This is a genomic window from Aquabacter sp. L1I39, assembly GCF_017742835.1.
GTDB lineage: Bacteria > Pseudomonadota > Alphaproteobacteria > Rhizobiales > Xanthobacteraceae > L1I39.
The window spans coordinates 3,923,133-3,949,904 of record NZ_CP072392.1; the positions used below are offsets into that span (position 1 = coordinate 3,923,133).

Annotated in this window: 22 protein-coding genes, 1 tRNA gene and 1 pseudogene; 15 read left to right on the top strand and 9 right to left on the bottom strand. The window is 66.1% G+C overall.

Features of this window, described 5'->3' with window-relative positions; all coding sequences use genetic code 11:
• On the top strand, positions 1-1,350 hold the full coding sequence (locus tag J5J86_RS17745) for a UDP-glucose dehydrogenase family protein (RefSeq protein WP_209100383.1): 1,350 nt from the start codon (positions 1-3) through the stop codon (positions 1,348-1,350).
• A gap of 788 nt (positions 1,351-2,138) precedes the next feature.
• On the opposite strand, the gene J5J86_RS17750 is transcribed toward J5J86_RS17745, so the two are convergent.
• Both J5J86_RS17750 and J5J86_RS17755 read right to left on the bottom strand, forming a co-directional pair.
• On the bottom strand, positions 2,139-2,960 hold the full coding sequence (locus tag J5J86_RS17750) for an MBL fold metallo-hydrolase (protein ID WP_209100385.1): 822 nt from the start codon (positions 2,958-2,960) through the stop codon (positions 2,139-2,141).
• Between the two features lie 340 nt (positions 2,961-3,300).
• Positions 3,301-3,378 (bottom strand) — tRNA-Pro (locus J5J86_RS17755).
• A 172-nt stretch (positions 3,379-3,550) separates the two neighbouring features.
• Here J5J86_RS17755 and J5J86_RS17760 point away from each other — a divergent pair.
• On the top strand, positions 3,551-5,209 hold the full coding sequence (locus tag J5J86_RS17760) for a Na/Pi cotransporter family protein (protein WP_209100387.1): 1,659 nt from the start codon (positions 3,551-3,553) through the stop codon (positions 5,207-5,209).
• A gap of 173 nt (positions 5,210-5,382) precedes the next feature.
• The gene (locus J5J86_RS17765) at positions 5,383-5,886 is read left to right on the top strand and encodes a septal ring lytic transglycosylase RlpA family protein (RefSeq protein WP_342449114.1); all 504 of its coding nucleotides are present in this window, start codon (positions 5,383-5,385) and stop codon (positions 5,884-5,886) included.
• Between the two features lie 1,404 nt (positions 5,887-7,290).
• Here J5J86_RS17765 and J5J86_RS24485 read toward each other — a convergent pair.
• The 6 genes and pseudogenes from J5J86_RS24485 to J5J86_RS17795 all read right to left on the bottom strand — a co-directional run.
• Positions 7,291-7,549, bottom strand: a pseudogene (locus J5J86_RS24485) (MerR family transcriptional regulator); the annotation flags it as partial.
• 17 nt (positions 7,550-7,566) lie between these two features.
• On the bottom strand, positions 7,567-7,884 hold the full coding sequence (locus J5J86_RS17775) for an integration host factor subunit alpha (RefSeq protein ID WP_209100391.1): 318 nt from the start codon (positions 7,882-7,884) through the stop codon (positions 7,567-7,569).
• Positions 7,885-7,980: 96 nt separating this feature from the next.
• Positions 7,981-8,955 carry a beta-ketoacyl-ACP synthase III gene (locus J5J86_RS17780; RefSeq protein ID WP_209100393.1) on the bottom strand — a complete coding sequence of 325 codons (975 nt, stop codon included), beginning with the start codon at positions 8,953-8,955 and terminating at the stop codon, positions 7,981-7,983.
• Complete coding sequence (gene plsX / locus J5J86_RS17785; RefSeq protein ID WP_209100395.1) at positions 8,952-10,025, bottom strand: phosphate acyltransferase PlsX; 1,074 nt, start codon at positions 10,023-10,025, stop codon at positions 8,952-8,954. The genes J5J86_RS17780 and plsX overlap by 4 nt, the downstream gene beginning before the upstream one ends.
• Positions 10,026-10,149: 124 nt before the next feature.
• Positions 10,150-10,674, bottom strand: a complete 525-nt coding sequence (locus J5J86_RS17790; RefSeq protein ID WP_209100398.1) for a YceD family protein — start codon at positions 10,672-10,674, stop codon at positions 10,150-10,152.
• Positions 10,667-11,215 carry a ubiquinol-cytochrome C chaperone family protein gene (locus J5J86_RS17795; protein ID WP_209100400.1) on the bottom strand — a complete coding sequence of 183 codons (549 nt, stop codon included), beginning with the start codon at positions 11,213-11,215 and terminating at the stop codon, positions 10,667-10,669. Before J5J86_RS17795 ends, J5J86_RS17790 begins: the two co-directional genes overlap by 8 nt.
• A 248-nt stretch (positions 11,216-11,463) precedes the next feature.
• Between J5J86_RS17795 and J5J86_RS17800 the strand changes: the two genes are divergently transcribed.
• Complete coding sequence (locus tag J5J86_RS17800; protein WP_209100408.1) at positions 11,464-12,000, top strand: outer membrane protein assembly factor BamE; 537 nt, start codon at positions 11,464-11,466, stop codon at positions 11,998-12,000.
• A gap of 69 nt (positions 12,001-12,069) precedes the next feature.
• Here J5J86_RS17800 and tpiA read toward each other — a convergent pair whose 3' ends face one another.
• Complete coding sequence (gene tpiA / locus J5J86_RS17805) at positions 12,070-12,828, bottom strand: triose-phosphate isomerase (protein ID WP_209105434.1); 759 nt, start codon at positions 12,826-12,828, stop codon at positions 12,070-12,072.
• Between the two features lie 160 nt (positions 12,829-12,988).
• On the opposite strand from tpiA, the gene J5J86_RS17810 reads away from it, so the two are divergent.
• From J5J86_RS17810 to J5J86_RS17860, 11 genes are all read left to right on the top strand, one after another.
• The gene (locus tag J5J86_RS17810) at positions 12,989-14,884 is read left to right on the top strand and encodes a peptidylprolyl isomerase (RefSeq protein WP_209100410.1); all 1,896 of its coding nucleotides are present in this window, start codon (positions 12,989-12,991) and stop codon (positions 14,882-14,884) included.
• Positions 14,885-14,892: 8 nt separating this feature from the next.
• The gene (gene trpE, locus J5J86_RS17815) at positions 14,893-16,404 is read left to right on the top strand and encodes an anthranilate synthase component I (protein ID WP_209100417.1); all 1,512 of its coding nucleotides are present in this window, start codon (positions 14,893-14,895) and stop codon (positions 16,402-16,404) included.
• Positions 16,405-16,540: 136 nt separating this feature from the next.
• Positions 16,541-17,146: an anthranilate synthase component II gene (locus tag J5J86_RS17820; RefSeq protein WP_209100419.1), complete on the top strand. Its 606-nt coding sequence runs from the start codon at positions 16,541-16,543 to the stop codon at positions 17,144-17,146.
• Between the two features lie 4 nt (positions 17,147-17,150).
• The gene (trpD, locus tag J5J86_RS17825) at positions 17,151-18,173 is read left to right on the top strand and encodes an anthranilate phosphoribosyltransferase (protein WP_209100421.1); all 1,023 of its coding nucleotides are present in this window, start codon (positions 17,151-17,153) and stop codon (positions 18,171-18,173) included.
• Entirely contained in the window at positions 18,170-18,967 is a 798-nt protein-coding gene (trpC, locus tag J5J86_RS17830; protein WP_209100423.1) for an indole-3-glycerol phosphate synthase TrpC, read from the top strand. The genes trpD and trpC overlap by 4 nt, the downstream gene beginning before the upstream one ends.
• A 76-nt stretch (positions 18,968-19,043) precedes the next feature.
• A complete protein-coding gene (locus J5J86_RS17835; protein WP_209100424.1) occupies positions 19,044-19,475 on the top strand; it encodes a DUF2147 domain-containing protein in 432 nt (143 codons plus the stop codon).
• A 157-nt stretch (positions 19,476-19,632) separates the two neighbouring features.
• Positions 19,633-20,046 carry a DUF2147 domain-containing protein gene (locus tag J5J86_RS17840; protein ID WP_209100425.1) on the top strand — a complete coding sequence of 138 codons (414 nt, stop codon included), beginning with the start codon at positions 19,633-19,635 and terminating at the stop codon, positions 20,044-20,046.
• 10 nt (positions 20,047-20,056) lie between these two features.
• Entirely contained in the window at positions 20,057-20,536 is a 480-nt protein-coding gene (gene moaC, locus J5J86_RS17845; RefSeq protein ID WP_209100426.1) for a cyclic pyranopterin monophosphate synthase MoaC, read from the top strand.
• A gap of 22 nt (positions 20,537-20,558) precedes the next feature.
• Positions 20,559-21,770, top strand: coding sequence for a molybdopterin molybdotransferase MoeA (locus J5J86_RS17850; protein WP_209100427.1), 1,212 nt, complete (start codon positions 20,559-20,561; stop codon positions 21,768-21,770).
• 350 nt (positions 21,771-22,120) lie between these two features.
• Positions 22,121-22,828 carry a transcriptional repressor LexA gene (gene lexA / locus J5J86_RS17855; protein ID WP_209100428.1) on the top strand — a complete coding sequence of 236 codons (708 nt, stop codon included), beginning with the start codon at positions 22,121-22,123 and terminating at the stop codon, positions 22,826-22,828.
• A gap of 190 nt (positions 22,829-23,018) precedes the next feature.
• Positions 23,019-26,714 (top strand): Hint domain-containing protein, encoded by a 3,696-nt coding sequence (locus J5J86_RS17860; protein ID WP_209100429.1) that lies wholly within the window; start codon positions 23,019-23,021, stop codon positions 26,712-26,714.
• The last annotated feature ends 58 nt before the right edge of the window (positions 26,715-26,772 follow it).

The window sequence follows — 26,772 nt, forward strand, 5'->3', positions numbered from 1 at the left end:
ATGCGCGTTGCGATGATTGGGACGGGATATGTGGGGCTGGTTTCCGGCGCGTGCTTTGCCGATTTCGGCCATCACGTTACCTGTATCGACAAGGACGCTCGCAAGATCGCCATGCTCGAAGAGGGTAAGATCCCGATCTTCGAGCCGGGTTTGGACGAGCTTGTGCACCGCAACGTGGCGGCCGGCCGGCTTAAGTTCGCCATCGACCTGACCGAGGCCGTCAAGGAAGCGGACGCGGTGTTCATCGCGGTGGGCACGCCGTCCCGCCGCGGCGACGGCCACGCGGACCTGTCCTATGTCTATGCTGCCGCGCGCGAGATCGCGAGCGTGGCTGAGGGCTACACGGTGGTAGTCACCAAGTCGACGGTGCCGGTGGGTACCGGCGACGAGGTGGAGCGCATCATTCGCGAGACCCGTCCCGACGCGGATATCTCGGTGGTGTCGAACCCCGAATTCCTGCGCGAAGGCGCCGCCATTGAGGACTTCAAGCGCCCCGACCGCGTGGTTGTGGGCACCGAGGAGCCCCGCGCGAAGGAGGTCATGTCCGGCCTCTATCGTCCGCTGTCGCTCAACAACCTGCCGATCCTTTTCACCAGCCGGCGCACGTCCGAGCTGATCAAATATGCGGGCAACGCCTTCCTGGCGATGAAGATCACCTTCATCAACGAAATGGCGGATCTGTGCGAGCAGGTGGGCGCCAACGTCCAGGAAGTGGCGCGCGGCATCGGTCTCGACAACCGGATCGGCTCCAAGTTCCTCCATGCCGGCCCTGGCTATGGCGGCTCCTGCTTCCCGAAGGACACGCTGGCGCTCACCCGCACCGCCCAGCAGGCCGGTACACCGCTGCGCATCATCGAGACGGTCGTCACCGTCAATGAGGTGCGCAAGATGGCCATGAGCCGGAAGGTGGTCGCGGCGCTCGGTGGCGATGTGCGCGGCAAGACGGCGGCCATCCTGGGCCTGACCTTCAAGCCCAACACCGACGACATGCGTGACAGCCCGGCCATTTCCATCATCAACGCGCTGATGGATCGTGGCATGAAGGTGCGCGCCTATGACCCCGAAGGTATGGACGAGGCCCGCAAGGTGCTGCCGGCCGGCGTGGAATATGGGGTGGGGCCCTATGAGATCGCCGAGGGCGCCGATTGCCTGGTGATCGTGACAGAGTGGGACGCCTTCCGCGCCCTCGACCTGGACCGCCTGAAGCAAATCCTGAACCACCCCATCATCATCGACCTCCGGAACATCTATCGTCCCGACGAGATGGAGAAGGCCGGGTTCATCTATGAGAGCGTCGGCCGTCCGCAGGGCGAGAAGACGTCGGCCGCGACCCTCACTGCCGCCGAGTGACCCGGTCGGCGCCAAAAGGCCCAGCCGCGAGATTATGAGGCCTCCGCCCACGGTCGGGGGCCTTTTTTGCGCCTCACGCGCAAACGCACAGTCACAGTCGTATCATTGGGCGGCGAAGGGCCTGAAAACCGCAAAAAAGCCCATGCGCCGGATTGGACCTCCGCAGCCGGCTTTCGCCGCTGATGGCACCGGACCGAGGCGGCGCCACCGGCAGCAGCGGCGGGTATGAGGTTGCCGTTGGACCTATCCAATGCATCCTGCCCGGCAGGCCAGGGCAGGGCGCGTCTGTCCGACTCAGGGGATGCAGGGGAGACGGAAGGCCGGACACTTCACATTCGCCCAATCCATGATTCGCAGAAGAGATATTATGGAACACATTTTTCCCCCGATTTTCTAATCCGTGGCGTGGCCCCAAATGGGCGGGCGGCCGCATGGCTGGGAGCCGACGCCCATCGCGCTGCAGAGCCGTTGAGGCTGCGCGCAATGTGCTGGGCTGAGGATGATGGGCCGCTTTGGACGGGACGCTGGTGGTCCCAGGCGCGAACGACGTGTCCCGCAAAATGGCAGCGGCCGCGGGTCGTTCCGGGTGATGCCCTTGCCCGCCGCTCTGTCAGGTCCTGTCCGCCGGTGCAGTTGGCCCAGGGCGACGCGTCCGGCTCCTCACCGCCGACGTCCACCTGCAGCGCTGCCGCTGAGGACGGGACGCCGGACCGATGAGGGCGGGACGTGGATCATACGCATTCGGAGACATGCTGCGCAGGTCCACGGATATGCCGTTCGGCGCGTCGTCAGCCGGGCGTGCCGTCGTCAGGGGGGGGCGAGGAAAAGGTCATCATGTCGTAGGCCGGCACCACATGGGCCGGCACGGAGGCCGCAACCGTCGCATAGTCCAGGTCGGTATGCAGGTTGGTGAGGATGGCCTGCCGGGGCTTCATCAGCGCCACATGGTCCAGTGCCTCACGAAGCGTGAAGTGGCTGGGATGGGGGTGCTCCCGCAAGGCGTCGATGATCCACACGTCGAGCCCGGCCAGATGCTTCAGGCTGTTCTCCGGAAAGGCGTTCACGTCACTGGAATAGGCCACGTCGCCGAAGCGGAAGCCGAAGGAATCGATCTCGCCATGCCGCTGGCGAAACGGCAGGGCGACGATCGGTCCCCCTGCCCCATCCACCTGGATGGGCCGCCCCTCATGGAAGCGGTGCTCGGTGAGGATGGGCGGATAGACCCCTCCGGGTGGCGTCGCGAAGCAGTATCCGAAACGGTGGTGAAGCGCCTTTGATGTCTCTTCGTCCACATAAACATCCAGCCGGCGCCTGTGCATGATGGCGAGCGGCCGCAAATCGTCGATGCCGTGGGTGTGGTCCGCATGCTCGTGCGTGAAGAGCACGCCATCGAGCTGCGTGACGCCCGCATCGAGCAATTGTTCCCTCAGGTCCGGCGAGGTGTCCACCAGCACGGTGGTGACGCCGTCCGGGCCACCCCTGCGCACCAGGAGGGAGCAGCGGCGACGGCGGTTGCGCGGATTGCCCGGGTCGCATGCGCCCCATCCCTGCCCTACCCGCGGCACTCCGCCAGAGGAACCGCAGCCGAGAATCGTGAAGTCCAGCGTCATGCCCGTGCTCGATCACCCTATGGGGGCATCACGCCCCCTCCCCGCGCCGAATCTGCCCGCACCGTCCCGGTTTGAGGGCGATACGTCTCTCCAAAAAGGCGGAGAGGGACGGCCCGGTTTTGCCGGTGCCGGTTCGCGCGCCCAATCTAGAGCACCGGTGGATTGGCCCGCAACGCGAGCGGCGGGAATAAAGCCGGAACGCACAGGCGCGGTCCCGTGAATGCCGGGATGCCCATCCGCACGGCGCGGGCAAGGTGGATGGTCTTGAGCCGGTTTCCGGCCCCAGAAACGCGAAAAGCGCCTTGCGGCGCTTTCGGGTTTTAATCTTCAAGGATTTGAATGGTCGGAGCGAGAGGATTTGAACCTCCGACCCCTAGTCCCCCAGACTAGTGCGCTAACCGGGCTGCGCTACGCTCCGACGTGGAGGCGGGTATTAGACTATGATGGCGGGGACGACAAGCCCTCCAACGCACTTCGTTGGTCTTGCCTGTGCACAACGGGGCTGCGCGGGGGGCTGGGGGTGCCTTTGACGGTTTGACCGGAATGCGCCGCATGCCATGGTCGCTCCTCACCGTGAGACGAGCGAGGCCATGCCTTTTCCAGTAACCCTCCTCGACCTTGCCGGCTGCATCGCCCTGCTCTTATGGGGCACGCACATGGTGCAGAGCGGCGTCATGCGCGCCTTCGGCCCGCGCTTGCGCACGGTGCTGGCCGGTGCCCTCAAGACCCGATTCCATGCCTTCTTCGCCGGCCTTGGGGTGACGGCGATCCTGCAAAGCAGCACGGCCACCGGCCTCATGGTGGCGGGGTTTGCCGCAACGGGCGTGGTGGATCTGGTGCCGGCGCTGGCCGTGATGCTGGGCGCCAATGTGGGCACCACGCTGGTGGTGCAGGTGCTGTCCTTCGATGTGGCGGCGGTGGCGCCGGCGCTCATCCTGGTGGGCGTGGTATTGTATCGCCGCGCCGCCTCCGGCATGCCGCGCGACCTGGGAAAGGTGCTGGTGGGGCTCGGGCTCATGCTCATGTCCCTGCACCGGCTCATCGAGCTCATCACGCCCTATGAGGATGCGCCGAGCCTGCGCCTGCTGATGGGGGCCATCTCCACCGCGCCTTTCGTGGCCATGCTGACAGCGGCGCTGCTGACCTGGGTGGCTCATTCCTCGGTGGCCATCGTGCTGCTGGCCATGTCGCTGGCCACCAAGGGCGTGGTGCCGCCGGAGGCGGCGTTCGCCATGGTGCTGGGCGCCAATCTGGGGAGCGCGCTCAATCCGGTTCTGGAGGCCTCCAGCGGCCTTGATCCGTCCTCCCGCCGCATGCCCGTGGGCAACCTCATCAACCGTCTGGTGGGCGTGGTGGTGGTCCTGGCGCTGCTCGATCCCATTTCGCAGGCATTTGTCCGCTACCAATACGACACGGCGCGCGGCGTCGCCGACTTTCACACCCTGTTCAATCTCGTCCTGGCCGTGTCCTTCCTGCCGTTCCTGGCGCCCTTTTCCCGGCTGCTGAAACGCCTGTTTCCAAACCGGGTGGCCGACGCTGACCCCTCCCAACCGCTCTATCTGAATCCGGCGGCGGCTGAGACCCCCGTGGTGGCCATCGGCAATGCGGCGCGCGAGGCGCTGCGCCTCGCCGACATTCTCGAAACCATGATCCAGTGCACGCGCCTGGCCCTGGAGAAGGACAATGGCGGGCGGCTGGAGGAAGCCCGGCGGCTCGACGATGTGCTTGATAGCCTGACCAGCGCCATCCGCTCCTATCTCCTGTCCCTCGATCCGGAGACCCTGAGCGATAGCGACCAGCGGCGGGTGGAGGAGATCTTGGCTTTCGTCACCAATATGGAACAGGCGGGTGACGTGATCGACACCAGCCTGCTGACCCTCGCCTCCAAAAGGCTGAAGCGCGGCCTGGCCTTCTCCGATACGGCCCGTGACGAGTTGGGTCAGGTCTTTGACCGGTTAACGGGCAATCTGCGCACCGCGGCCGCCCTGTTCGTCACCGACGACCCCCGTGCGGCGCGGTTGTTGGCGGCGGAAAAGACCATCTTCCGGGACCTGGAAAGCAAGGCCAATCAAGAGCATCTGGCCCGTCTGCGGGCGGGGCGCTCAGACACGGCGGAAGCCATGGGAATGCAGCTGGACGTTGTGCGGGACCTCAAGCGAATCAATGCGCACCTGGTCTCGGGCACTGCTTATCCGGTTCTTGAGCGCGGAGGCGAGTTGTTGACGACGCGTGTACAAAATGCGGACTGATCAGTAACGGTGAAGAATAAAAGAGATCATCCAAATGTAATCAGTGCGACTGTTAACTTATTGTGTGATATTGAGGCAACATCCCTTCCGTAGGGCCAGAAGAACGGTACCAATACGGCGCAAACGCCCATATTGTCATTATTTTGCTTCACCCGCGTGACAATGCTGCCGCATTGCGCGGTCATTCGACGATCTCCTTTAACGACAAGGAGGTCGAGGGTATGGAGTTACGGAAGGGGTTTTTGCTCGGATGTTTTGCGATCGCCGCGAGCGCCGCCGCCCACCCTGCCAAGGCTGATCCCGAACAGACCGGAATCGCCTCATATTACTGGCAAGGGCGGGGCACTGCCAGCGGCGAGCGCTTCAATCCGGGTGCCCTGACTGCGGCCCACCGTTCCCTGCCATTCAACACAAAGGTCAAAGTTACCAATCTGAGAAACGGGAAGTCGGTCATCGTGCGTATCAATGACCGGGGTCCCTTCATTCGCGGCCGCATCATCGATGTCTCGCGCGCCGCGGCAAGCGAACTGGGCTTCACCGGCCATGGCCTGACCAAGGTCAAGGTCGCGGTGGTAAAGGATGAAGCCCCCGCCTTCAATCTCTTCGGCGCGGCTGCGGCCGGCCAGAAGGGCGAGAAGGCCCAGCGGACCGCCTCGGCAGGTTCCTCTTCCGATTGACCCTTCGATCCTCCAGCGCCGGATGAGTCGGTGGTGTCCCCTGGGCCTTTGCCCGGAAGGACCGCCTCCTCCGTCCCTGACCTCCTGGACCTGCGGCCGCGCCTGACGGCGGCAGGGACCACCTTTCAGAGGGCGACCGGAACAACCGTTTCGGTCGCCCCTCTTTTCTTGCCGTTCAGGAGCGCCGGCCGGGCTCCGGATCCAGCACCTGGTCGAGCAGGCGACGGCATTCCCCCAATTCGTGCAGCGCGCCCTGCAGGCGAGCCACATCTTCCCGCGAGAGCACGGGCACGGCGCCAGGCGTCGTCAGGCGCGGGTCAGAGCGCAGATGCGGGGGAAGATACTGCTCAGGCGGTCCGTGGCGAGGCTCTGGCCGGGGCACCCGGGTGCCATCGGGCGCGAACGCCTCCCGCGCCTCGAAATCCGTCTCGTCCTCCGCGAACACCTCCTCGGGCGGTGCGCGCAGCGGCCCCCGATGCGGCGCGCGCGGCGGCTCCGTGCCACTCCAGTGCTCGCCTGTACGCGGCTCGCGTGACGGAATGTCCGTTCCGTGGGAGACGGGCTGCGGCGGGACGGGCTGGGACATGAATGCCGGTTCTTCCCGTTCCTTCATGCGGCGGATTCGGGCCTCAAGGGGCTCGGAAATCTGCTGGGCCGGCGGCTCCAGCGGCGCGTCGTCGAAAAAGGGAAGGAGCGGGTCCTCCAGTTCCGGCACGGGCGGCGGCTCGGGCGTGCGGGCGGCGGGGCCACGGCTTGGCCGACGCTGCGGCCCCGCGTTCGCCTCGCGCACCGGGGGCGCCGCGGGGGCCGGCGGAAGGGGCGTGAAAGCGGGCTCCTCATAGCCGAAGCCCTCATCGGCCTCGGGGAGCGGTGGCTGCCCATAGCCCGCATCATCCGGCGGCGCGGAAAAGTGGAACTGCTCCGGCGGGTCAGGCTCGAAGCGGGGCTCCACGCGCGACGGCGGCTGGCGCAACGTCTCGTGCCGGGCCTGCTCCTGACGCGCGGCGGCGGCGCGGGACGCCATGTGCCCCCCTGCCCCACCGGCGCGGGGATGAGGCGTCTCATAGGCTTCATGCGCGCGGTAATCGTCGTCCTCACCGTCTCCCTCTGGGAAAGGCGGGGGCCCGGCGGCGCGGGAGACCGGGTAATCATCGCGCGCCCGAGGCGCGTCGAGGCCCGGTTCCACTCGGGGCGCAGCGCGGAAACCCTCGTCCATGAAGGGAAGCGGCGGCTCTTCAAGCGGATCGTAATCGGGTTGTGGTGGGGGCGCCTTGCGGCCGGGGATCAGGCCCAGCAGCCCGCCCACCATGCCCCCGCGCGGCTTGCGCGGGGCGCTCTCTTCCGGCTCGGAAGAATGAATGGGAGCGCCGTCCGCCTCGACACCGATGCCCTGGACGTGGCGCACGCCATTGTCCTTGAGGATCTTCTGCACACCCTTGATGGTGTAGCCTTCCCCATAGAGCAGGTGCTGGATGCCGCGCAGCAGGACGATGTCGTCCGGGCGGTAGAAGCGGCGACCGCCGGCGCGCTTGACGGGGCGGATCTGGGTGAACTTGGTTTCCCAGAAGCGCAGCACGTGCTGGGGAAGGCCGAGCTCCTCCGCCACTTCGCTGATGGTGCGGAAGGCGTCCGGAGATTTGTCGGCTGTCCTTGCGTCCGGCACGTCCCGCCCGTTCCCGATCAGTCGCTGTCGCTCTCGTCCGATGTGCGCCCGTTGATGCGATTCTTCAAGATGCTGGACGGCTTGAAGACCATGACGCGGCGCGGTTCGATGGGGACTTCTTCGCCCGTCTTCGGATTGCGACCGATCCGCTGGCCCTTGGAGCGGACGACGAAGGAGCCGAACGAGGACAGCTTCACCGTCTCGCCGCGGGCGAGGCAGTCGGCAATCTCCTTGAGGACGGACTCGACGAGGGCCGCAGACTCGGTTCGGGACAACCCAACCTGCTGGTACACGGCCTCGCAAAGATCAGCACGCGTGACGGTCCGACCAGCCATGTTTCTCCCCGGCCCCAAGAGAGTAATGATGAAATGACCCTATCGACTTTCTGCAAGCGCGGTCAACGGGCTTAATGGCGCATTTACCACGCCTTTTCACCACCGTACCAGTACGGAGCCCCAGGTGAAGCCCCCGCCCATGGCCTCAAGCAGGACGAGATCGCCCTTCTTGATGCGCCCATCCTTGCAGGCGGTGTCCAGCGCCAGCGGAATGGAGGCGGCAGAGGTATTACCATGCCGGTCAACGGTCGTCACCACCTTTTCCGGTGCGATGCCCAGCTTCTGGGCGCTGGCATCGATGATCCGGCGATTGGCCTGATGGGGCACGAACCAGTCGATGGTCTCAGCGCTCTCGCCGGTCGCGGCGAAGGCGTCCACGATCACATCGGTAATCATGCCCACCGCATGCTTGAAGACCTCGCGGCCTTCCATGCGCAGGTGGCCCACCGTGCCCGTGGTGGAGGGGCCGCCATCCACATAGAGCTTGGAGCGGTGGCGTCCGTCACAGCGCAGGTGAGAGGTCAGGATGCCCCGGCCCGCGCTCCTGTCCGCGTCCACCGCCTCGACCACCACCGCGCCGGCTCCGTCGCCGAACAGGACGCAGGTGCCCCGGTCTTCCCAGTCGAGAATGCGGGAGAAGGTCTCGGCACCGATCACCAAAGCCCGCTTGAAGGCCCCCGTGCGCAGGTGCGCGTCGGCCGTGGCGAGGGCGAAGACAAAGCCCGAGCACACCGCCTGGAGATCGAAGGCGGCGCCGTTCACGATGCCCAGTTCCGCCTGCACGGTGGCCGCGGTGGCCGGGAAGGTCTGGTCGGGCGTGGAGGTGGCCAGGATGACGAGGTCGATGTCCGCAGCGGTCACCCCGGCATCCGCCATGGCGCGCTCGGCCGCTTTGCGCGCCAGATCGGAGGTATATTCCCCCTCGGCGGCGACATAGCGCTGGCGGATGCCCGTGCGCTGGACGATCCACTCGTCGGACGTATCCACCCGCTGCGCCAGATCCGCATTGGTCAGAACCGTCTCGGGCAGGTACGAACCGACGCCCTGCACCAAGGAAGTCTTTAAGGTCACGATTGTTCTTCCGCTTCGGCCGCCTGGACAGCCGGCGCGCCCGTGACGGGCAGACGGCGGCTGAGGAGGCTCGTTTCGATACGGGTCAGCAGCTGGTGGCGGATCATGTCATAGCCCACGTCCACCGCGGCGGCGAAGCCTTCCGCGTCGGTGCCACCATGGCTCTTGATGACGACGCCGTTCAAGCCGAGGAACACGCCGCCATTGGAGCGGCGGGGATCCATCTTCTCACGCAGCGCCTTGAAGGCGTCGCGGGCGAGCAGATAGCCGATGCGTGCCCGCCAGGTGCGGCTCATGGCGGAGCGCAGATAGGTGGCCAGCTGCTTGGCCGTGCCCTCGGCGGTCTTCAGCGCGATATTGCCGGAAAAGCCCTCGGTGACCACCACGTCGACGGTGCCGGCACCGATGTCATTGCCTTCGACGAAGCCGTGATAGGCCATGTCGGGCTGCGTATCCTCCTTGAGGATGCGGCCGGCCTCCTTCACTTCCTCGACGCCCTTGATCTCTTCCACGCCCACATTCAGCAGGCCGACGGTGGGGCGGGCGATGTTGAGTACTGTGCGCGCCATGGCCGAGCCCATGATGGCCATCTCCACCAGGCTCTGGGCGGTGGCGCCGATGGAGGCGCCCATGTCGAGCACGATGCTCTCGCCCTTCAGCGTCGGCCAGATGGCCGCGATGGCCGGACGGCCGATGCCGGGCATGGTACGCAGATTAACCTTCGCCATGGCCATGAGCGCGCCGGTATTGCCGGCCGAGACGGCGGCATCCGCATCGCCGGTCTTCACCGCGTCGATGGCGCGCCACATGGAGGAGCGATAGCGTCCGGCACGAAGGGCTTGGCTGGGCTTGTCGTCCATGCCCACGACCACCTCAGTGTGGACCACCTTGCTGACTGCGGCGAGCGCGGGATAGCGCGCGAGCACCGCCTTCACCCGCGCCTCGTTCCCGAACAGGATGAGGCTCATGTCCGGGTGCCGGCTCTGGGCGATGGCGACGCCGGGAATCACGACCTCGGGGCCGTGATCGCCGCCCATGGCGTCGATGGCTATGCGAACCGGGGCAGTCATGTCTTCGAGGGTTCCAGTCGATCCTGCGCGGCGCGGGCATGCCGCATGGCGGGCGGACAATAACGTGTGAAATTCGGGCCGCAACTGCGCCGGCGCGCGCACCCGGGAAGAGTGGGCCTGCCGGTCACGATTTCCCCTTCAGCTTCGCCAGCGCGGCAAAGGGCGATTCGTCCGCCGGCCCCTCCTGGTGCGTCTCGAACACCTCCCCCGGACGACGGGGATAGGGGTCGAGGCCGAGCGACAGGAACTCGGTGGCGAGCGCGCCGAGGTCCACGGCGCCATCCACAAGGGCGTCGGGGGGATCGCGCAGGGCCTCGCCGTCGGCGTCCTCCTCTTCGGCGGCCTCGAAGGCGGCCACCTCTTCGGGCGGGGCGAATTCCACCTCGAACGTCTCGTCCACCTGATCGTCGAAGGGCTCCAGCGACACCACCGAGGTCACCCGCACCGTCGCCTTCAGCCGCCCGGTCACCAGCGCGCCGTCGCGGCGCGGCACGAGAGTGGCCTCCAACTGGAGGTCGAGTAAGTCCAGCACGCCCACATGGCGGGCGAGCGCGGCCCGCTCCTCGGCGGTGGGCACGACGCGCACGGTCGTTCCGGAGGGCGACAGCTCCGCGATGCGGACTTTGTGGGTGAGGGGAATCTCAGGCATGGTCCTCGACCTTATCCTGCGAGAGTGGCGGGAACGCGGCCTCGCCGTTTGAAAATCGAGCCATCGGCTGGGCTGCGAGCCCATCGCGCGCAGCCTCCACATAGGTTGCGAGGGCGTGCGCTTGAGGAAGAGAGGGATCGGCTTCCAGAACGTTCCGTGCCAGCGCGTCCCGCAGGGCCTGTACGCCGCCGGTCAGGGCTGCGTCATAGGCTGCGGTGCGGCCATAGAAGGCCTGGCCGATCTTTTTCATGCGCTTGGGAACGGACAGGTCGCCGATTCCCATTTCGCGCAAGGTACGGTCCATGTCGTCCAGAAAGGCATCGAAGACCTTCTGTGACATGTCCTGCCCGGCCTCCCCCTCCCCTTTCAGGCGGTGGCAGACCAGGAAGGTGTGCAGCAGCAGCAACTCGAACCGCCCTTCGACCGTATCGGGAACGCCCAACTCCATATAGAAGGCAGGCTGCCGCGCCTGTGCCACGATCGCGCCATACAGCCGCTCGATGGTATCGGGGGTCTTGTTTCGGCGAAACAGCTTGAGCATTACGTCCTGCAGGGTGTGCGCGCGGGGCGAGGCGGACGATAATGCGCCTGCTTGAGCCCGTTTCGGGCGTAGCGCGCCCGCTTGCGTGTGGCAAGGGCGCGAATGGCGACGGGTGGGGGCAACCCGGCGGCACATGACAAATCGGCGACAGCCCGCCTTGGGCCCCGCCGGATGGGAATCAACGGAGCGCGGAGGGGCGCGGCCAAGGCCGATCTTCCCGCTCGAACGAGGGACATGGCGTGGCGTCAATGCAGTTGAAGATCGGTGCACCCGACACTTCGTCCTCCCCGAGGCGTGGCCTTCTGCGCACGGGCGCCCTCATCGGCGCCGCCGCGGTCTCCACTTTCCTGACCGCCTGCAGCGGCACGCCGGCCCTGACCACGGGTTCGGGCACCACCCTTTCGGGCGTGGTGCGCACCTATCAGCGCGGCTATGTGCTGAGCGAGGGTGCGTTGGAGCAGATCCCGGTGGGGTCGAGCCAGGAACAGGTGCTCCTCGTGCTCGGCACGCCGTCCACCGTCTCGGTGCTGAACGGCGATGTCTTCTTCTACATCTCCCAGGTGCAGCAGAAGGTGGCCTTCCTGAAGCCCGAGATCATCGAGCAGAAGGTTCTGGCCGTCTATTTCGATAAGAATCGCCGCGTGGCCCGCATCGCCAACTACGGCCTGCAGGACGGCAAGGTGTTCGACTTCGTCAGCCAGACGACGCCCACCTCCGGCAGCGAGCTGTCGATCATCAAGCAGCTGCTCCAGGCGACCAATTTCAGCCCCATGGCCACCCAGTGATCGCAAAGCGGCGGCCGGTTTGCCCGGCCGCCGCAGCATCTTCGACAAGCTGACACAAAGCCTGAGGCGTCAGGCGTAAGCCTTTGCGATGGCCAGGAAATCGCTAGCCTTCAGGCTGGCGCCGCCGACCAGGGCGCCATCCACATCCGCCGCCTTCAGCAAGGTGGGCGCATTGTCGGGCTTCACGGAGCCGCCATAGAGAATGCGCACCTTGCCGGCCTCCTCGCCCAGCGCTTCGGCAAGCACTTTGCGAATCTCCCCGTGCATTTCTTCCACGTCGCCCACGGTCGGGACGAGGCCGGTGCCGATGGCCCAGACCGGCTCATAGGCCACGACCAGGTTCGCCCCGCTCGCCCCGGCCGGCACCGAGCCGCGCACTTGGGCCGCCACCACCGCAAGAGCGGAGCCGCCCTCGCGTTCCTGCCGGGTCTCGCCCACGCAGACCACAGCGGTGAGGCCTGCCCGCCAGGCCGCCTCGGCCTTGGCGCGGACCACCGCATCGCTCTCGCAATGGTCGGTGCGGCGCTCGCTGTGGCCGACGATCACGAAACTGGCGCCGGCGTCCTTGAGCATTTCCGCCGAAAGGTCGCCGGTATGGGCGCCGGAGGCCTTGGCGTGGCAGTCCTGGCCGCCAATGGCGATGCCGGAGCCGGTGGTCTCGGCGGCCAGCAGCGCGACGAGGGTCGCGGGCGGGCAGATGAGGAGGTCCGCCTTGTCCTTCAGCGCGGCATCATAGCCGTCCGCCATGGCGATGAGTTCGGCGCCGGAATGCTTCATGCCGTTCATCTTCCAGTTTCCGGCTACAAGCGGGCGGCGGGCGGCGGGCATCGGCATCTCCGGTTTCATGTCGCGTTTCCGTGCGGTTAGCAGAGGTCGAAAGGCACTGCAAACACGCCGTTCTGCGCCGTTGCGGGGAGGAAGGCCCCTCCCTATGATGCGCGCCTTCTGCGCCGGGCCTCCGGTCGCCCATCTCAAGTCAGTCGGGACGATGGTACTTCAGACACTCCGCAAAGGCGCCTCGGGCTTTATCGCCAAGGGATTTCTCGCCATTCTCACCCTGAGCTTCGTGATCTGGGGCGTCGCCGACGTCTTTCGCACCTATGGTGCGAATGCGGTGGCCAAGGTGGGCGACACCGAGATTTCCATGGACGCCTTCCGGCAGCAGTACCTCAACCAATTGCAGCGCGTCAGCCGCCAGGCGGGGCGCGTCATCACCCCCGAGCAGGCCCGGGCCTTCGGTCTCGACCGGCAGATCCTCGACCAGATGATCGCCGAGACCGCCCTCGACGACCAGGCCAAGCGCCTCGGCCTGGCTTTGTCGGACGACGAGATCGCCCGCGAGATCCGCGACAATCCCGCTTTCCGCCCCCAGGGCGCGACCGCCTTCGACCCCGCCTATTTCGGCCAGCTCCTGCGCGCGAACGGCCTGACGGAGGAGCGCTTCATCGGCCTGGAGCGCCAGCGCAAGCTGCGCGAGCAACTGGTGGAGTCCTTCGGCGGCAGCGTCGCCGCGCCCGCCGTGCTGCGGGACCTGATCCATCGCTACGAGACCCAGCAGCGCGACGTCTCCTATGTCGCCGTGGGACCCGGGGCGGCCGGCGCCCTGCCCGAGCCCACCGAGGAGCAGCTCAAGGCCTTCTATGACGCGCACAAGATCACCTTCCGCGCGCCGGAGTATCGCACGGTTGCCTATCTGGCGCTGACGCCTGCGACGCTGGCGCCCTGGATCCAGGTGTCGGACGCCGACGTGAAGGCGGCCTATGACGCCAATCCCGGCCGATTCGGCACGCCCGAGAAGCGCACCCTGCAGCAGATCGTCTTTCCCTCCACCCAGGACGCTGAGGCCGCGGCCGAGAAGATCAAGGGCGGGGCGACGTTCGAGGAGATCGCGCAGGCGCGCAAGCTGAGCGACAAGGACATCAGCCTCGGCACCGTGGCCAAGGCCGAGCTCATCGACCCGAAGGTGGCAGACGCCGCCTTCGCGCTTCCGGAAGGCGGCACCAGCGCCCCCGTGGAGGGCGCCTTCGGCACCGCCCTCGTCCATGTGGCGAAGATTGAGCCTGGCGCGCAGCAGCCGCTGGAACAGGTGGCCCCCCAGCTTCACCAGGAGATCGCTTTGGAGCGTGCCCGCCGGGAGCTTCTGGACAAGCATGATGCCATCGAGGACGAGCGCGCCTCCGGGTCCACCCTTGCCGAGGTGGCCCAGAAGGTGGGCCTGCCGCTGGAAAGCGTGGACGCAGTGGACCGGTCCGGCCGTGATCCCTCCGGCGCCGAGGTCACCGACATTCCAGGCCGTGCCGACGTGGTGTCCGGCGCCTTCTCCGCCCAACCCGGCGTCGAGACCGATCCGGTGCAACTGCCCCAGAATGGCGGCTATGTCTGGTACGAGGTGAAGGAGATCACCCCGGCCCGCGAGCGGCCCTTCGACGAGGTGAAGGACCTGGTCAAGTCCCGCTGGACCGAAGACGAGACCGTCAAGGCCGTGAGCGCCAAGGCCGAGGCTCTGTTGGCCGAGGTCAAGGGCGGCAAGTCCCTGGCGGACGTGGCCGCCGCCGCCGGTCTTGAGGTGAAGACCCAGGCCGGCCTCCAGCGGGGCCGCACCACCAGCGATTTCCCCGCCGTCGCCGTGCAGGCCATGTTCGACGCCAAGCTGAACGAGGCGGGTGTCACCTCCGGCACAGTGCCGGCCGAGCGCATCCTGTTCCAGGTGACCAGCGAGACCGTGCCGCCCGACACAGCGCTCGATGCGCGCCTGGAGGCTCAGCTCGGCCAGCAGCTGGAAGGCGACGTGCTCAACCAGTATGTGGCGCAGCTGCGCAAGGAGGTGGGCGTCTCCATCAATGAGCGGTCCTACCTGCTCGCCATCGGCGGCAGCGGAAACTGAGCCCGGCCATGAACGCACCCACCGATTTCGAGGCCTTTTCCCGGCGCTATGCCCGGGGGGAGGCCCAGGTCGTCTCCACCACCCTCGTGGCGGACCTGGAGACGCCCGTCTCGGCCTTCCTGAAGATCGCCGGCGACCTGCCCAACGCCTTCCTCCTGGAATCGGTGGAGGGTGGGGAGACGCGCGGGCGCTATTCCATGATCGGCTATGCACCCGACGTGATCTGGCGCGCCCATGGCGACAAGGCGGAGATCAACCGCACCGCCCTGAAGGATGCGGATGCGTTCGAGCCGTGCGCGGAGCCACCTCTCAAGGCGCTGCGCGCGCTGCTCGCCGAGTCGGCTATCGCGTTGCCCGAGGGCGCACCGCCCATGGCGGCGGGCGTGTTTGGCTATCTCGGCTATGACATGGTGCGGCAGATGGAGCGGCTCGCCCCCGCTAAGCCCGATCCCATCGGCGTGCCCGAGGCCCTCCTCATTCGCCCCACCCTCATGGTGGTGTTCGACGCGGTCAAGGACGAGCTGACCGCCGTCACCCCTGTGCGCCCGGTGGACGGCGTTTCAGCCAAGGCCGCGTTCGAGGCGGCGCTGGAGCGGCTCGACCAGGTGGTGGCCGCTTTGGAGCGCTCCATCTCCCATCCCGCGCCCGAACCCTTCCACGGCCATGTGGACCAGGTCTCCAACACCTCGGAGGCCGAATTCTGCGCCATGGTGGAGAAGGCGAAGGAGTTCATCCGCGCCGGCGACATCTTCCAGGTGGTGCTCTCCCAGCGCTTCGAGAGCCCCTTCACCCTGCCGCCCTTCGCCCTCTACCGGGCGCTGCGGCGGGTCAATCCGGCGCCGTTCCTGGTCTATCTGAACTTTGCCGGCTTCTCGGTTGTGTGCTCCAGCCCGGAAATCCTGGTGCGGCTGCGCGGCGGCAAGGTCACCATTCGCCCCATTGCCGGCACCCGCAAGCGCGGCGCCACCCATGGCGAGGACGAGGCGCTGGCCACCGAGCTTCTGGCCGACCCCAAGGAGCGGGCCGAGCACCTCATGCTCCTGGATCTCGGCCGCAACGATGTGGGCCGGGTTTCCAAGATCGGCACGGTTGAGGTCACCGACAGCTTCTTCATCGAGCGCTACAGCCAGGTGATGCACATCGTCTCCAACGTGGAAGGCACGGTAGACCCCAAGTTCGACGCCCTCGACGCGCTGGCGGCGGGCTTTCCGGCCGGCACGGTCTCCGGCGCGCCCAAGGTGCGCGCCATGGAGATCATTGACGGGCTGGAGAAGGACAAGCGCGGCATCTATGCCGGCGCCATCGGCTATTTCGGCGCCAATGGCGAGATGGACACCTGCATCGTGCTGCGCACCGCCATCGTGAAGGACGGGCGCATGTATGTGCAGGCGGGCGCGGGCCTCGTCTATGATTCCGTGCCGCAGAGCGAGCACCAGGAATGCGTGAACAAGGCCAAGGCCCTGTTCCGCGCGGGCGAGGAGGCGGTGCGCTTCGCGGCGCGGGCGGGGCGCGGGCAATGACCGGCCGGCGGCTCTTCCTGAAGGAACGATGGCGCGGCGCTTGACCCTGCCGCCACCGCACGCATTAACTCGGGGCCGGCTCGCTGCCATCAGGAGCGCGAGCCGCCTGCCCGGATCCGCCGGGCCTGGAGTTCCGATGACCGCCGTTACGCTGATCGATAATTACGACAGCTTCACCTATAATCTCTGGCACTATCTCGGAGAGCTGGGGGCCACCGTCACCGTCCATCGCAACGATGCGAAGGATGTGGAGGCGGTGCTGGCCGAGAAGCCGGACGCCATCGTTATCTCTCCCGGTCCCTGCACGCCGAGCGAGGCGGGCATCTGCCTCGACCTCATCGCCCGCGCCGCCGGCGAGGTGCCCCTTTTCGGCGTGTGCCTCGGCCACCAGGCCATCGGGCAGGTGTTCGGCGGCGACGTGATCCGGGCGCCGATCCCCATGCACGGCAAGATGTCGCAGATCCATCACGAGGGGCGCTCGGTGTTTCGCGGCCTCAACCGGGCCTTCCAGGCCACGCGCTATCATTCGCTGATCGTGGATCGCGGCACCTTGCCCGCGGCGCTGGAAGTCACCGCCCACACGGAAGATGGGCTCATCATGGGCCTCGCCCACCGCACCCATCCGGTGCATGGGGTGCAGTTCCATCCCGAGAGCATCGCCTCGGAGAATGGCCACGCCCTCATCCGCAACTTCCTGGAGATTGCCACCGCCTTCAATGCGGGCAAGAGGCAGGGGAGCTGACGCCATGGAATTGTTCCGCCCCCTCCTGGCGAAGGTCGCCAGCGGCGCCGCGCTGACGCGCGAAGAATCGGCCTATGTGTTCGACAAGATGATGTCGGGCGAGGCCACCCCCTCCCAGATGGGCGCGCTGCTCATGGGCCTGCGCGTGCGCGGCGAGACGGTGGAGGAGATTGCCGGCGCGGTCTCCGTCATGCGCGAGAAGATGCTGCCCGTGACCGCGCCCGCCGGGGCGGTGGATGTGGTGGGCACCGGGGGCGATGCCTCCGGCTCCTACAACATTTCCACCTGCGCCTCCTTCATCGTGGCGGGCGCCGGCGTGCCCGTGGCCAAGCATGGCAATCGGGCGCTCTCCTCCAAGTCGGGCTCCGCGGACGTGCTGATGGCGCTCGGCATCAAGATCGACTTGCCGCCCGCCGGCATTTCCCGCTGCATCGCCGAAACGGGTATCGGCTTCATGTTCGCGCCGAGCCACCATCCGGCCATGAAGCATGTGGGCCCCACCCGTGTGGAATTGGGCACGCGCACCATCTTCAACCTGCTCGGCCCGCTCTCCAATCCGGCGGGCGTGAAGCGCCAGATGGTGGGCGTGTTCGCCAAGTCCTGGATTGCGCCGCTGGCGGAAGTGCTGCGGACGCTCGGCTCAGAACGGGCCTTCGTGGTGCACGGCTCGGACGGGCTGGACGAGATCACCATTTGCGGCCCCACCGACATTGCCGAGCTCGCCGAAGGGCGCATCCGCACCTTCGAAATCTGGCCCGAGCAGTTCGGCCTGGAACGCGCCGACCCCGAGGCGGTGAAAGGGGGCGATGCCGCCCATAATGCGCAGGCGCTGCGCGCCGTGCTGGAAGGCGCCCGCAATGCCTATCGCGATGTGGCCGTCCTCAACGCCGCCGCCGCGCTCCATGTGGCCGGCCGGGCCGAAACCCTTGAAGAGGGCGTCGCCCTCGCCCAGCAGAGCCTCGACAGCGGCGCCGCCAAGGCGCGGCTCGACGCCCTGATCGAGACGTCCAACAAGGCGGCAGCATGACCAAGCCCAACATCCTGCGCAAGATCGAGGCCTATAAGCTCGAGGAAATCGCCGCCGCCAAGGTGGCCCGTCCGCTGGCCGAGGTGGAAGCGGCCGCGAAGGCCGCCCCGACCGTGCGCCCCTTCGGTGGCGCGCTGCGTTCCGCCATCGAAGCCGGCCGCACGGCGCTGATCGCCGAGATCAAGAAGGCGAGCCCCTCCAAGGGGCTCATTCGCCCGGATTTCGACCCGCCTTCGCTCGCCGCCGCCTATGAGGCGGGCGGGGCCTCGTGCCTCTCCGTGCTCACCGACACGCCCTCCTTCCAGGGGGCACCGGAATTCCTGATGGCCGCCCGCGCCGCCTGCGCGCTTCCGGTGCTGCGCAAGGATTTCATGCACGACACCTATCAGGTGGCGGAGGCCCGCGCCTGGGGGGCGGACTGCATCCTCATCATCATGGCCTCGGTGGACGACGCGCTCGCCGCTGACCTCTACGCCGCCGCCCTGCATTACGGCATGGACGCCATCATCGAGGTCCATGACGACGCCGAGCTGGACCGCGCCTTGGCGCTGGGCGCGCCGCTGGTGGGCATTAATAATCGCGACCTGCGCAGTTTCGATGTATCGCTGGCCACCTCCCAGCGTCTGGCGCCGCGGGTGCCGGCGGACCGGATCTGCATCGGCGAAAGCGGCATCTTCACGCCCGCCGACGTCGCGCTTCTGCGCGAGGTGGGCATCCGCTCCATCCTGGTGGGCGAGAGCCTGATGCGGCAGGATGATGTCGCTTCGGCCACAAAGACGCTCCTTGCGGACTAGGCTTGCCGTATAGGTCAACCTGAACGATCATGCCTCCAGCTCCGCCCGACAAGAGGCGGAGCCTGGAGGAATGCTCATGGCTCGTCTGTCTCTCAGCGCGCTGGCGCTGTCTGTTGCCTTGTCGCCCCTGTCCGCCTTCGGCGCGCTAGCCGCGGACGTGACGGGGACTTGGCTCACGCCCAGCCGCAACGGCGTGGTTGAAATCTACAAATGCGGCGCCTCCGTCTGCGGGCGCCTCGTCTCGTCCGATGGCATCAAGGCCGATCCGGCGCTGAAGGATGTGAACAATGCCGATGCGGCCCAGCGCGGCCGCGTGCTGAAGGGCCTCGTCATAATGCAGGGCTTCAAGGGAGCGGGCGGCACCTGGAGCGACGGCACCATCTACAATGCCGAGGACGGCAAGACCTATTCGGCCACCCTCACCCTTGATGGCGACGACACGCTGAAGGTGAAGGGCTGCATCTTCGTGCCTTTGTGCAAGACCCAGAGCTGGACCCGCACGCGCTGAACGCGGCAAGGCCGGGCGGCCGAGGGGTAGCGCGTGACGGGTGACGCTTGCCGCCCGCTCTGCAATAGTCGCCGCCGGCATGCGGGAGATTCTCCCGCGCATGGAACGGCATCACCGGGGCAGCACGCCTGCCGCCTCGGCATGAGGAGAGGCGATGATGCGCGCGCGGCTTCTGGCCCTTGCGATCCTGACCGGTCTGGCCGGCCCGGCCTTGGCGGCGGATGTGACCGGCACCTGGCAGACGCCCACGGACGAGGGCGTCGTTGAGATCACCGCTTGCGGCGCATCGGTATGCGGGCGGCTCATCTCTTCCTCGGACATCAAGGCCAATCCCAACCTTACCGATTCCAAGAACACGGACGCCGCCCAGCGCAGCCGTCCGCTCAAGGGGCTGCTGATGCTCCAGGGCTTCACCGGGAAGGGCGGCTCCTGGACTGGCGGCAAGATCTACAATCCCGACGATGGCAAGACCTATTCCTCGACGCTCGAACTGAAGGGCGACAACACGCTCCAGGTGAAGGGCTGCGTCATGGTCTTCTGCGAGACCCAGACCTGGACCCGCCTGAAATAGGACGCCCCTCATGTCCGGCCTGACCCATCTGGATTCCTCAGGCGCCGCGCGTATGGTGGATGTCTCCGAAAAGGCATCGACCGCGCGCGAGGCGGTCGCCGTGGGCGAGGTGGCCATGGCGGCGGAGACGCTGGCCCTCATCCGTTCCGGCAATGCCAAGAAGGGCGACGTGCTCGGCATTGCCCGCATCGCCGGTATCATGGCGGCCAAGCGCACGCACGAGCTGATCCCCCTCTGCCACCCCCTCATGCTCGCCAAGGTGGAGCTGGAGGTGGAGCCGGACGACGCCCTGCCCGGCCTGCGGGTGACCGCGCGGGTCAAGACCACCGGCCAGACCGGCGTGGAGATGGAGGCACTCACCGCCGTCTCCGTCGCCTGCCTGACCATCTATGACATGGCCAAGGCCGCCGACCGGGGCATGCGCATCGGTGGCATCCGCCTCATGGAAAAAGCCGGCGGCCGTTCCGGCCACTGGCGGGCCGAACCCTGACCGGCCGCGCGAGGATCATCCCATGTCCCTGATGCCGGTCGACGCCGCCCTCTCCCTCGTTTTGTCCGATCTCGTCCCGCTGCCGGCGGAGACCGTGGCGGTGGGCGACGCCGTGGGCCGCGTGCTGGCGGCGGATCTGGTGGCCCGCCGCAGCCAGCCGGCCGCCGACATGTCGGCCATGGACGGCTATGCGGTGCGCGCCTCCGACATCGCCACCCTCCCCGCCCGCCTTCCCCTCAGGGGCGAATCGGCCGCCGGCCGGCCACTGGGTGCGCCGCTGGCGCCGGGGACCGCCGCGCGCATCTTCACCGGCGCCCTGGTGCCGGAGGGCGCCGACACGGTGGTGATCCAGGAAAACACCCGCCGCGAGGGCGACGACGTCGTGGTGGAGGTGGAGACCGCGCCCGGCCGCAACATCCGCCGCAAGGGCTTCGACTTCACCAAAGGCGCGGTGATTCTGAAAGCCGGCCAGCGGCTGAGCGCCCGCGACGTGATGCTGGCCGCCGCTGGCAACCATGCGACCCTTGCCGTCCGCCGAAAGCCCCGGGTGGCCATCCTGCAGACCGGCGACGAGCTGGTGCGGCCGGGGGAGGCGTCCGGAGCCTCCGATGTGGTCATGTCCAACGTCTTCGGCCTTACCGCCCTTGCCCGCGCGGCGGGCGCCGAGGTGAGCGACCTCGGCAAGGTGGAAGACACCCTGGAGAGCACGCGCGCCGCCATCACCAACGCCCGCGCCAACGGGTTCGACGTGCTCGTCACATCGGGCGGCGCCTCGGTCGGCGAGCACGACTTGATGGCCCCTGCCCTGCGCGCGGAGGGCGTAGCGCTCAGCGTCCATAAGATCGCGCTCCGCCCCGGAAAGCCCCTCATGTATGGGCGCGGCGGCGGCATGCGCGCGCTCGGCCTGCCAGGCAATCCCGTCTCCTCCTATGTGTGCGCGATGCTGTTCCTGACGCCGCTTTTGAAAGCGCTGCAGGGCATGAGCGACCTGGAGACGCCCCGCATTCCCGCCCGCCTCGCCGCGCCGGTGAAGGCCAATGACATCAGGCTCGACTTCATGCGCTGCACCAGCCGTCCCGGCCCCGACGGCGTGCCGGAGGTGACCCCCTTCGCGCTCCAGGACAGCGGCATGATTTCCGCCCTCGCCCAGGCGGACTGCCTGCTGGTGCGCTCCGCCTTCGCCCCGGAAGGCGCGGTGGGGGATGCCTGTGAGATCATCCTCCTCGCCGACTGACAGCCTGCCGGCCGCACAAAGATCAGCGCCGGATCGAGGCATTTACCGCATGTTCACTCTTGTGGAACACAAAAGGAACATGTAGAGAATTGTTCGCGATTTGTTTCGCTTTCCTTCGCGTTTTGAGACAGCGAAGGGGATGCGGATCGGTCGACGCCGGGCCTCGGACCGGGAGCGTCGCGGTCCTGCCGGGCGGTTCCCGATGCCTTTGAAGCGGTCCGCGCGGGGGTGGCGCCTGCCGTCCGATGGCCGTGTGCCACGGCTGGTCGGGGCGCTGGAAATGGGTGGACTTGCCTGTCCGGCGACACGCAACGGATGGGTCGGGGCTGCTGGCTGGGACGGGATCTGCGATGCTGACACGCAAGCAATATGACCTGCTGCGCTTCATTCACGAGCGTCTGAAGGAGACGGGCGTTCCCCCCTCCTTCGACGAGATGAAGGAGGCCCTGGACCTGCGGTCGAAGTCTGGCATTCATCGCCTCATCACGGCGCTGGAAGAGCGCGGCTTCATCCGTCGCCTGCCCAATCGGGCGCGGGCGCTGGAAGTGGTGCGCCTGCCCGACAGCGTCGCGCCTGGACTTGGCACCGGTCGCGCCAAGGGTTTCTCCCCGTCCGTGATCGAAGGCAGCCTCGGCCGCGTTCGCCCACCGGTGGATGACGAGGAGGAGGTCGCCACAACGGTGGCCGTTCCAGTGATGGGCCGCATCGCCGCGGGCACCCCGATTTCCGCCATCCAGAGCCGCAGCCACACCCTCAATCTGCCGCCCGACATGCTGGGCGTGGGCGAGCATTTCGCCCTGGAAGTGCGCGGCGACAGCATGATCGAGGCGGGCATTCTCGATGGCGACACGGTGCTGATCCGCAAGTGCGAGACCGCCGATACCGGCGACATCGTGGTCGCTTTGGTGGATGACGAGGAAGCCACCCTGAAGCGCCTGCGCAAGAAGGGCGCGTCCATCGCGCTGGAGGCCGCCAATCCTTCCTATGAGACGCGAATCTTCGGGCCTGACCGGGTTCGCATCCAAGGGCGCCTGGTGGGGCTGATGCGCCGCTATTGATGGCGAGAGCACTGCAACCTGAGATTAACCTGCCCTTACGGGACCCGCCGGCCGCGCGGTTTCGGCCGGTGACCCATGGCGATTTTTGACCGCGATCCTTGACACGCCGCATTTCACTCTGGAGTGACTTGAAACACCCCCGCCAAGCCCGACAGTAACATCTCGGCTACGCTGAGTGTGGGGGGCGGGGGTGGGTGACACTGTCTATGCGACCAAGAATGGCGATATCGTCCAGGGTGATATCAATACCAACATCCTCTACGGCACCAACGCCGACCAGACGGCAAACTACTCCAACCTGACCATAAACGGCGCTGGCAGCGACGACACCATCTATGGTGCCACCATGACCGCCTCCAGCGCGTATGGAAATGCAGGCGATGATGAGCTGCACGCCGACAGCTCAACCAATTCGTCCTATTATGGCGGCATCGGCAATGACAGCCTTTATGCCGATACGTCCTCCGGCAACACCTTTTACGGGGATGCCGGAGCCGATGTCTTCTATGGCGGAAGCTCGGCCAATGCCACTGTCTATGGCGGCACGGGGAATAATACCTATTACGGGGACAACGCCTCCGGCACGATCTCCTATTATGGCGGGGACGACGGCAATACGGTTCAGGCAGGCGCGTTGGCGGAGGGCTCCACCCTAGCGGCCTCCGGCGGCTCTGGAGACGATACCTTCTACGGCAACACCGCCCAGGGCGAGGTGACGTTCTCCGGCGGGGGCGGCAACGATGTTTATTATTCAGGGTCCGCTGCCGATGTGACCATAACCGACAGCGCCGGCACCGACAGCCTCTATATTGACGGCACCCAGAACCTCTACACCACCTCCACCGATGGCGACACGCTCACCATAGCCAGCACGGCCTTGGGCCAGACGCTGGTGACGCAGGGCATCGAGGATTTCTATTTCAGCGACGGCAATGGGGGTTGGCTGCACTACAGCTTCGACGAGCTTTCCACCCACATTTTCTACGCCTCCGCGTCCAATGAGACGATCAACGCGACCATTGCATCCGAGACGCTCTATGGCACCAATGAAGGGGCGAGCGAACAATATTCCAACCTGACCATCAATGCGGCCGGTGGTGACGATGTCATCTATGCCGGCAACATGCTCGCCTCCAGCGCCTACGGCAATGCCGGGGACGACACGCTTTATGCCGGCACCTCCGTCGATTCCAATTTTTATGGCGGGACCGGAAACGATACTTTCCACGGGGACAGTGCGCAGAACGCGACCTTCTATGGTGACGGGGTTCTGGACACCTTCCATGCGGACTCGTCGACGGACTCCGCCTTCTATGGCGGTGCGGGCGTCAGCGTCTTCTATGGCGAGAGCGCCACGGGGACGATCGAATTCTATGGCGGCAATGGCGGCAACACCGTCTATGCCGGCACGCTCGCGAGCGGCAGCCTGAGCGCCTCTGGCGGCGCCGGCAGCGACACCTTCTACGGCAACACCGCCCAGGGCGAGGTGACGTTCTCCGGCGGGGACGGCAACGATGTCTATTATTCAGGTTCCGCCGCCGATGTAACCATCACCGACAGCGCCGGCACCGACAGCCTTTATATTGACGGCACCCAGAACCTCTACACGACATCTACAGATGGCGAGACGCTCACCATTGCCAGCACAGCCTTGGGCCAGACGCTGGTGACGCAAGGCGTCGAGGACTTCTACTTCAGCGACGGCAATGGGGGCTGGCTGCACTACACCTATGATGAACTCTCGACGCACACCTTCTACGCGTCGGAGGATGGCGAGACGATCAACGGGACCATTGCGGCCGAGACGCTGTACGGCACCAATGAGGACGGGACCGCGCAATATTCGAACCTGACCATCAACGCGGCTGGCGGTAACGATACCATCTATGGCAGCAACATGGTTGCCTCCAGCGCCTATGGCAATGCTGGGGATGATGTCCTTTACGCGGGCACGTCCGATCATTCTCAATATTATGGCGGCACGGGGAATGACGAGTTCCACGCGGGATCGTCCACCTACGGAATTTTTTACGGCGACGGGGTTATTGACACGTTCAACGCCGAGAATTCGCACAACGGGCACTTCTATGGCGGAGCGGGCTTAAGCTACTTCTATGGCGGGAACGCCAAGGGCTCTGTTGAATTCTACGGCGGCGATGGCGGCAATCGAGTCTATGCCGATCAGATGGCCAGCGGCACAACCCTGAATGCTTATGGCGGCGCGAACGCAGATCAATTCCATGGCAACGTCTCGCACGGCTTTCTCAATTTCTATGGAGGCGCCGGAAACGATTTATATAGCGTGGAAAGTGCCACCAATGTCACCGTTTCCGACAGCAGCGGTATCGATTCAATCTATCTAAAATACGACATTAGTGCGTACACAATTGTACTCGACCCGACTAACAACAATGCAATATCACTCAATACGGCCGGTGACACGGTGGTCGTCTATGCCCAGGGTGTCGAAGATTTCTACTTTCGGATAGGAACCACAGACCTTTCACATTATACTTATAACGAGCTACTGACCCACGAATTCTACGCATCCGAAAGCAATCAGACCATCGATGGCACGCCCGAGTCGGACTTGATCTACGGCACCAATGCGGACTTTACCGGTGAATATACCGGCCTCACCCTTTACGGGGAGGGCGACAATGACAGCATTTATGGCGGCCTGATGGGCAATTCCGCCGCCTATGGCGGGGCTGGCGCCGACTATCTGGACGGCTCGTCCTCCTACAGCTCCGTCTTCTATGGCGGCGAAGGGGATGATCGGATCCAGGGGGGCGGTGTCAACAACACCTTCTACGGCGATAACGGCCTCGACGAAATCTACGCAGGCGCCTCGGAGAACGGTACATTCTATGGCGGCGGCGGCAGCAATACGTTCAGCGCCGATCAAGCCGTGGGCTCCGTGACTTATTATGGTGGCGACGTCGGCGACATCGTGAATGCCGGCAGCATCGGAACGAACACCTCGCTGAACGCCTATGGCGGCAGTGGGTCCGATGTCTTCAATGCCCAGGCCGCTCAGGGGAATGTGAACTTCTATGGCGGAGAAGGGTCCGACGTCTATCATGCCGACAGCGCCAGCAATGTCAGTGTGTCGGATGCCGCGGGCACCGACAGTCTCTATCTGGATTACAGCCGCAGCCTATACACTGTCAGGGCCGACAAGGATCTGAATGCCCTGGATCTCACGGACAATGGTGCACACCAGAACGTGTTTACGCAGGGCATCGACGACTTCTATTTCAGCAACGGCGACGGCACGTACACACATTATACCTATGATGAACTGGCCTGTTTCCTCACCGGAACCCGCATCCGCACACCGGGCGGCGAGGTGGCCATCGAGACGCTGAAGGCTGGCGACTTGGTGCTGACCACCACGGGCGAGGCCAAGCCCGTTTTGTGGGTGGGGCACCGGACGGTGGCGACGCGCTTTGCCCATCCGCTCACCGCGCTTCCCATCCATATTCGCCCGGATGCCCTGGACCGTGGCCTGCCGGAACGCGACCTGTTCGTGTCGCCGGACCATGCCTTCTTCATCGGCGGCATGCTGGTCCAGGCGGGTGCGCTGGTGAATGGCGTCACCATCACCCGTCATCGCGATCTTCCAGAGACCTTCACCTATTATCACGTGGAGCTTCTGGACCACGATCTCATCTATGCGGAAGGCCTCCCCGCCGAGACCTTTATCGACAATCTGGAACGAGAGACCTTCGACAACGCAGCCGAGTTCCCCGGGCGCAGCCGGCCGGCTTTGGAACTGGACTTGCCGCGCGTGAAGTCCCGCCGGCAAATGCCCAAGGCATTGGCGCGGGCGCTGGAGGCGCGGACGGCGCGGCTGGCGCAAGGCGGCCCACAGGCGGCCTGAGGCAAAGCGGGCCGGAGCGATCCCCCACGCCCGAGGCGCCGGGGTCTCGCACAAGGGG

Coding starts and splice junctions, on each gene's coding strand:
- plsX (WP_209100395.1), bottom strand. CDS start 10,025: ATGACTGCCCCGGTTCGCATAGCCATCGACGCCATGGGCGGCGATCAC.
- moaC (WP_209100426.1), top strand. CDS start 20,057: ATGTCCGGCCTGACCCATCTGGATTCCTCAGGCGCCGCGCGTATGGTG.
- tpiA (WP_209105434.1), bottom strand. CDS start 12,828: ATGCCCGCCGCCCGCCGCCCGCTTGTAGCCGGAAACTGGAAGATGAAC.
- J5J86_RS17795 (WP_209100400.1), bottom strand. CDS start 11,215: ATGCTCAAGCTGTTTCGCCGAAACAAGACCCCCGATACCATCGAGCGG.
- lexA (WP_209100428.1), top strand. CDS start 22,121: ATGCTGACACGCAAGCAATATGACCTGCTGCGCTTCATTCACGAGCGT.
- J5J86_RS17760 (WP_209100387.1), top strand. CDS start 3,551: ATGCCTTTTCCAGTAACCCTCCTCGACCTTGCCGGCTGCATCGCCCTG.
- J5J86_RS17745 (WP_209100383.1), top strand. CDS start 1: ATGCGCGTTGCGATGATTGGGACGGGATATGTGGGGCTGGTTTCCGGC.
- J5J86_RS17850 (WP_209100427.1), top strand. CDS start 20,559: ATGTCCCTGATGCCGGTCGACGCCGCCCTCTCCCTCGTTTTGTCCGAT.
- trpC (WP_209100423.1), top strand. CDS start 18,170: ATGACCAAGCCCAACATCCTGCGCAAGATCGAGGCCTATAAGCTCGAG.
- J5J86_RS17750 (WP_209100385.1), bottom strand. CDS start 2,960: ATGACGCTGGACTTCACGATTCTCGGCTGCGGTTCCTCTGGCGGAGTG.
- J5J86_RS17800 (WP_209100408.1), top strand. CDS start 11,464: ATGCAGTTGAAGATCGGTGCACCCGACACTTCGTCCTCCCCGAGGCGT.
- J5J86_RS17810 (WP_209100410.1), top strand. CDS start 12,989: ATGGTACTTCAGACACTCCGCAAAGGCGCCTCGGGCTTTATCGCCAAG.
- trpE (WP_209100417.1), top strand. CDS start 14,893: ATGAACGCACCCACCGATTTCGAGGCCTTTTCCCGGCGCTATGCCCGG.
- J5J86_RS17840 (WP_209100425.1), top strand. CDS start 19,633: ATGCGCGCGCGGCTTCTGGCCCTTGCGATCCTGACCGGTCTGGCCGGC.
- J5J86_RS17790 (WP_209100398.1), bottom strand. CDS start 10,674: ATGCCTGAGATTCCCCTCACCCACAAAGTCCGCATCGCGGAGCTGTCG.
- trpD (WP_209100421.1), top strand. CDS start 17,151: ATGGAATTGTTCCGCCCCCTCCTGGCGAAGGTCGCCAGCGGCGCCGCG.
- J5J86_RS17775 (WP_209100391.1), bottom strand. CDS start 7,884: ATGGCTGGTCGGACCGTCACGCGTGCTGATCTTTGCGAGGCCGTGTAC.
- J5J86_RS17820 (WP_209100419.1), top strand. CDS start 16,541: ATGACCGCCGTTACGCTGATCGATAATTACGACAGCTTCACCTATAAT.
- J5J86_RS17835 (WP_209100424.1), top strand. CDS start 19,044: ATGGCTCGTCTGTCTCTCAGCGCGCTGGCGCTGTCTGTTGCCTTGTCG.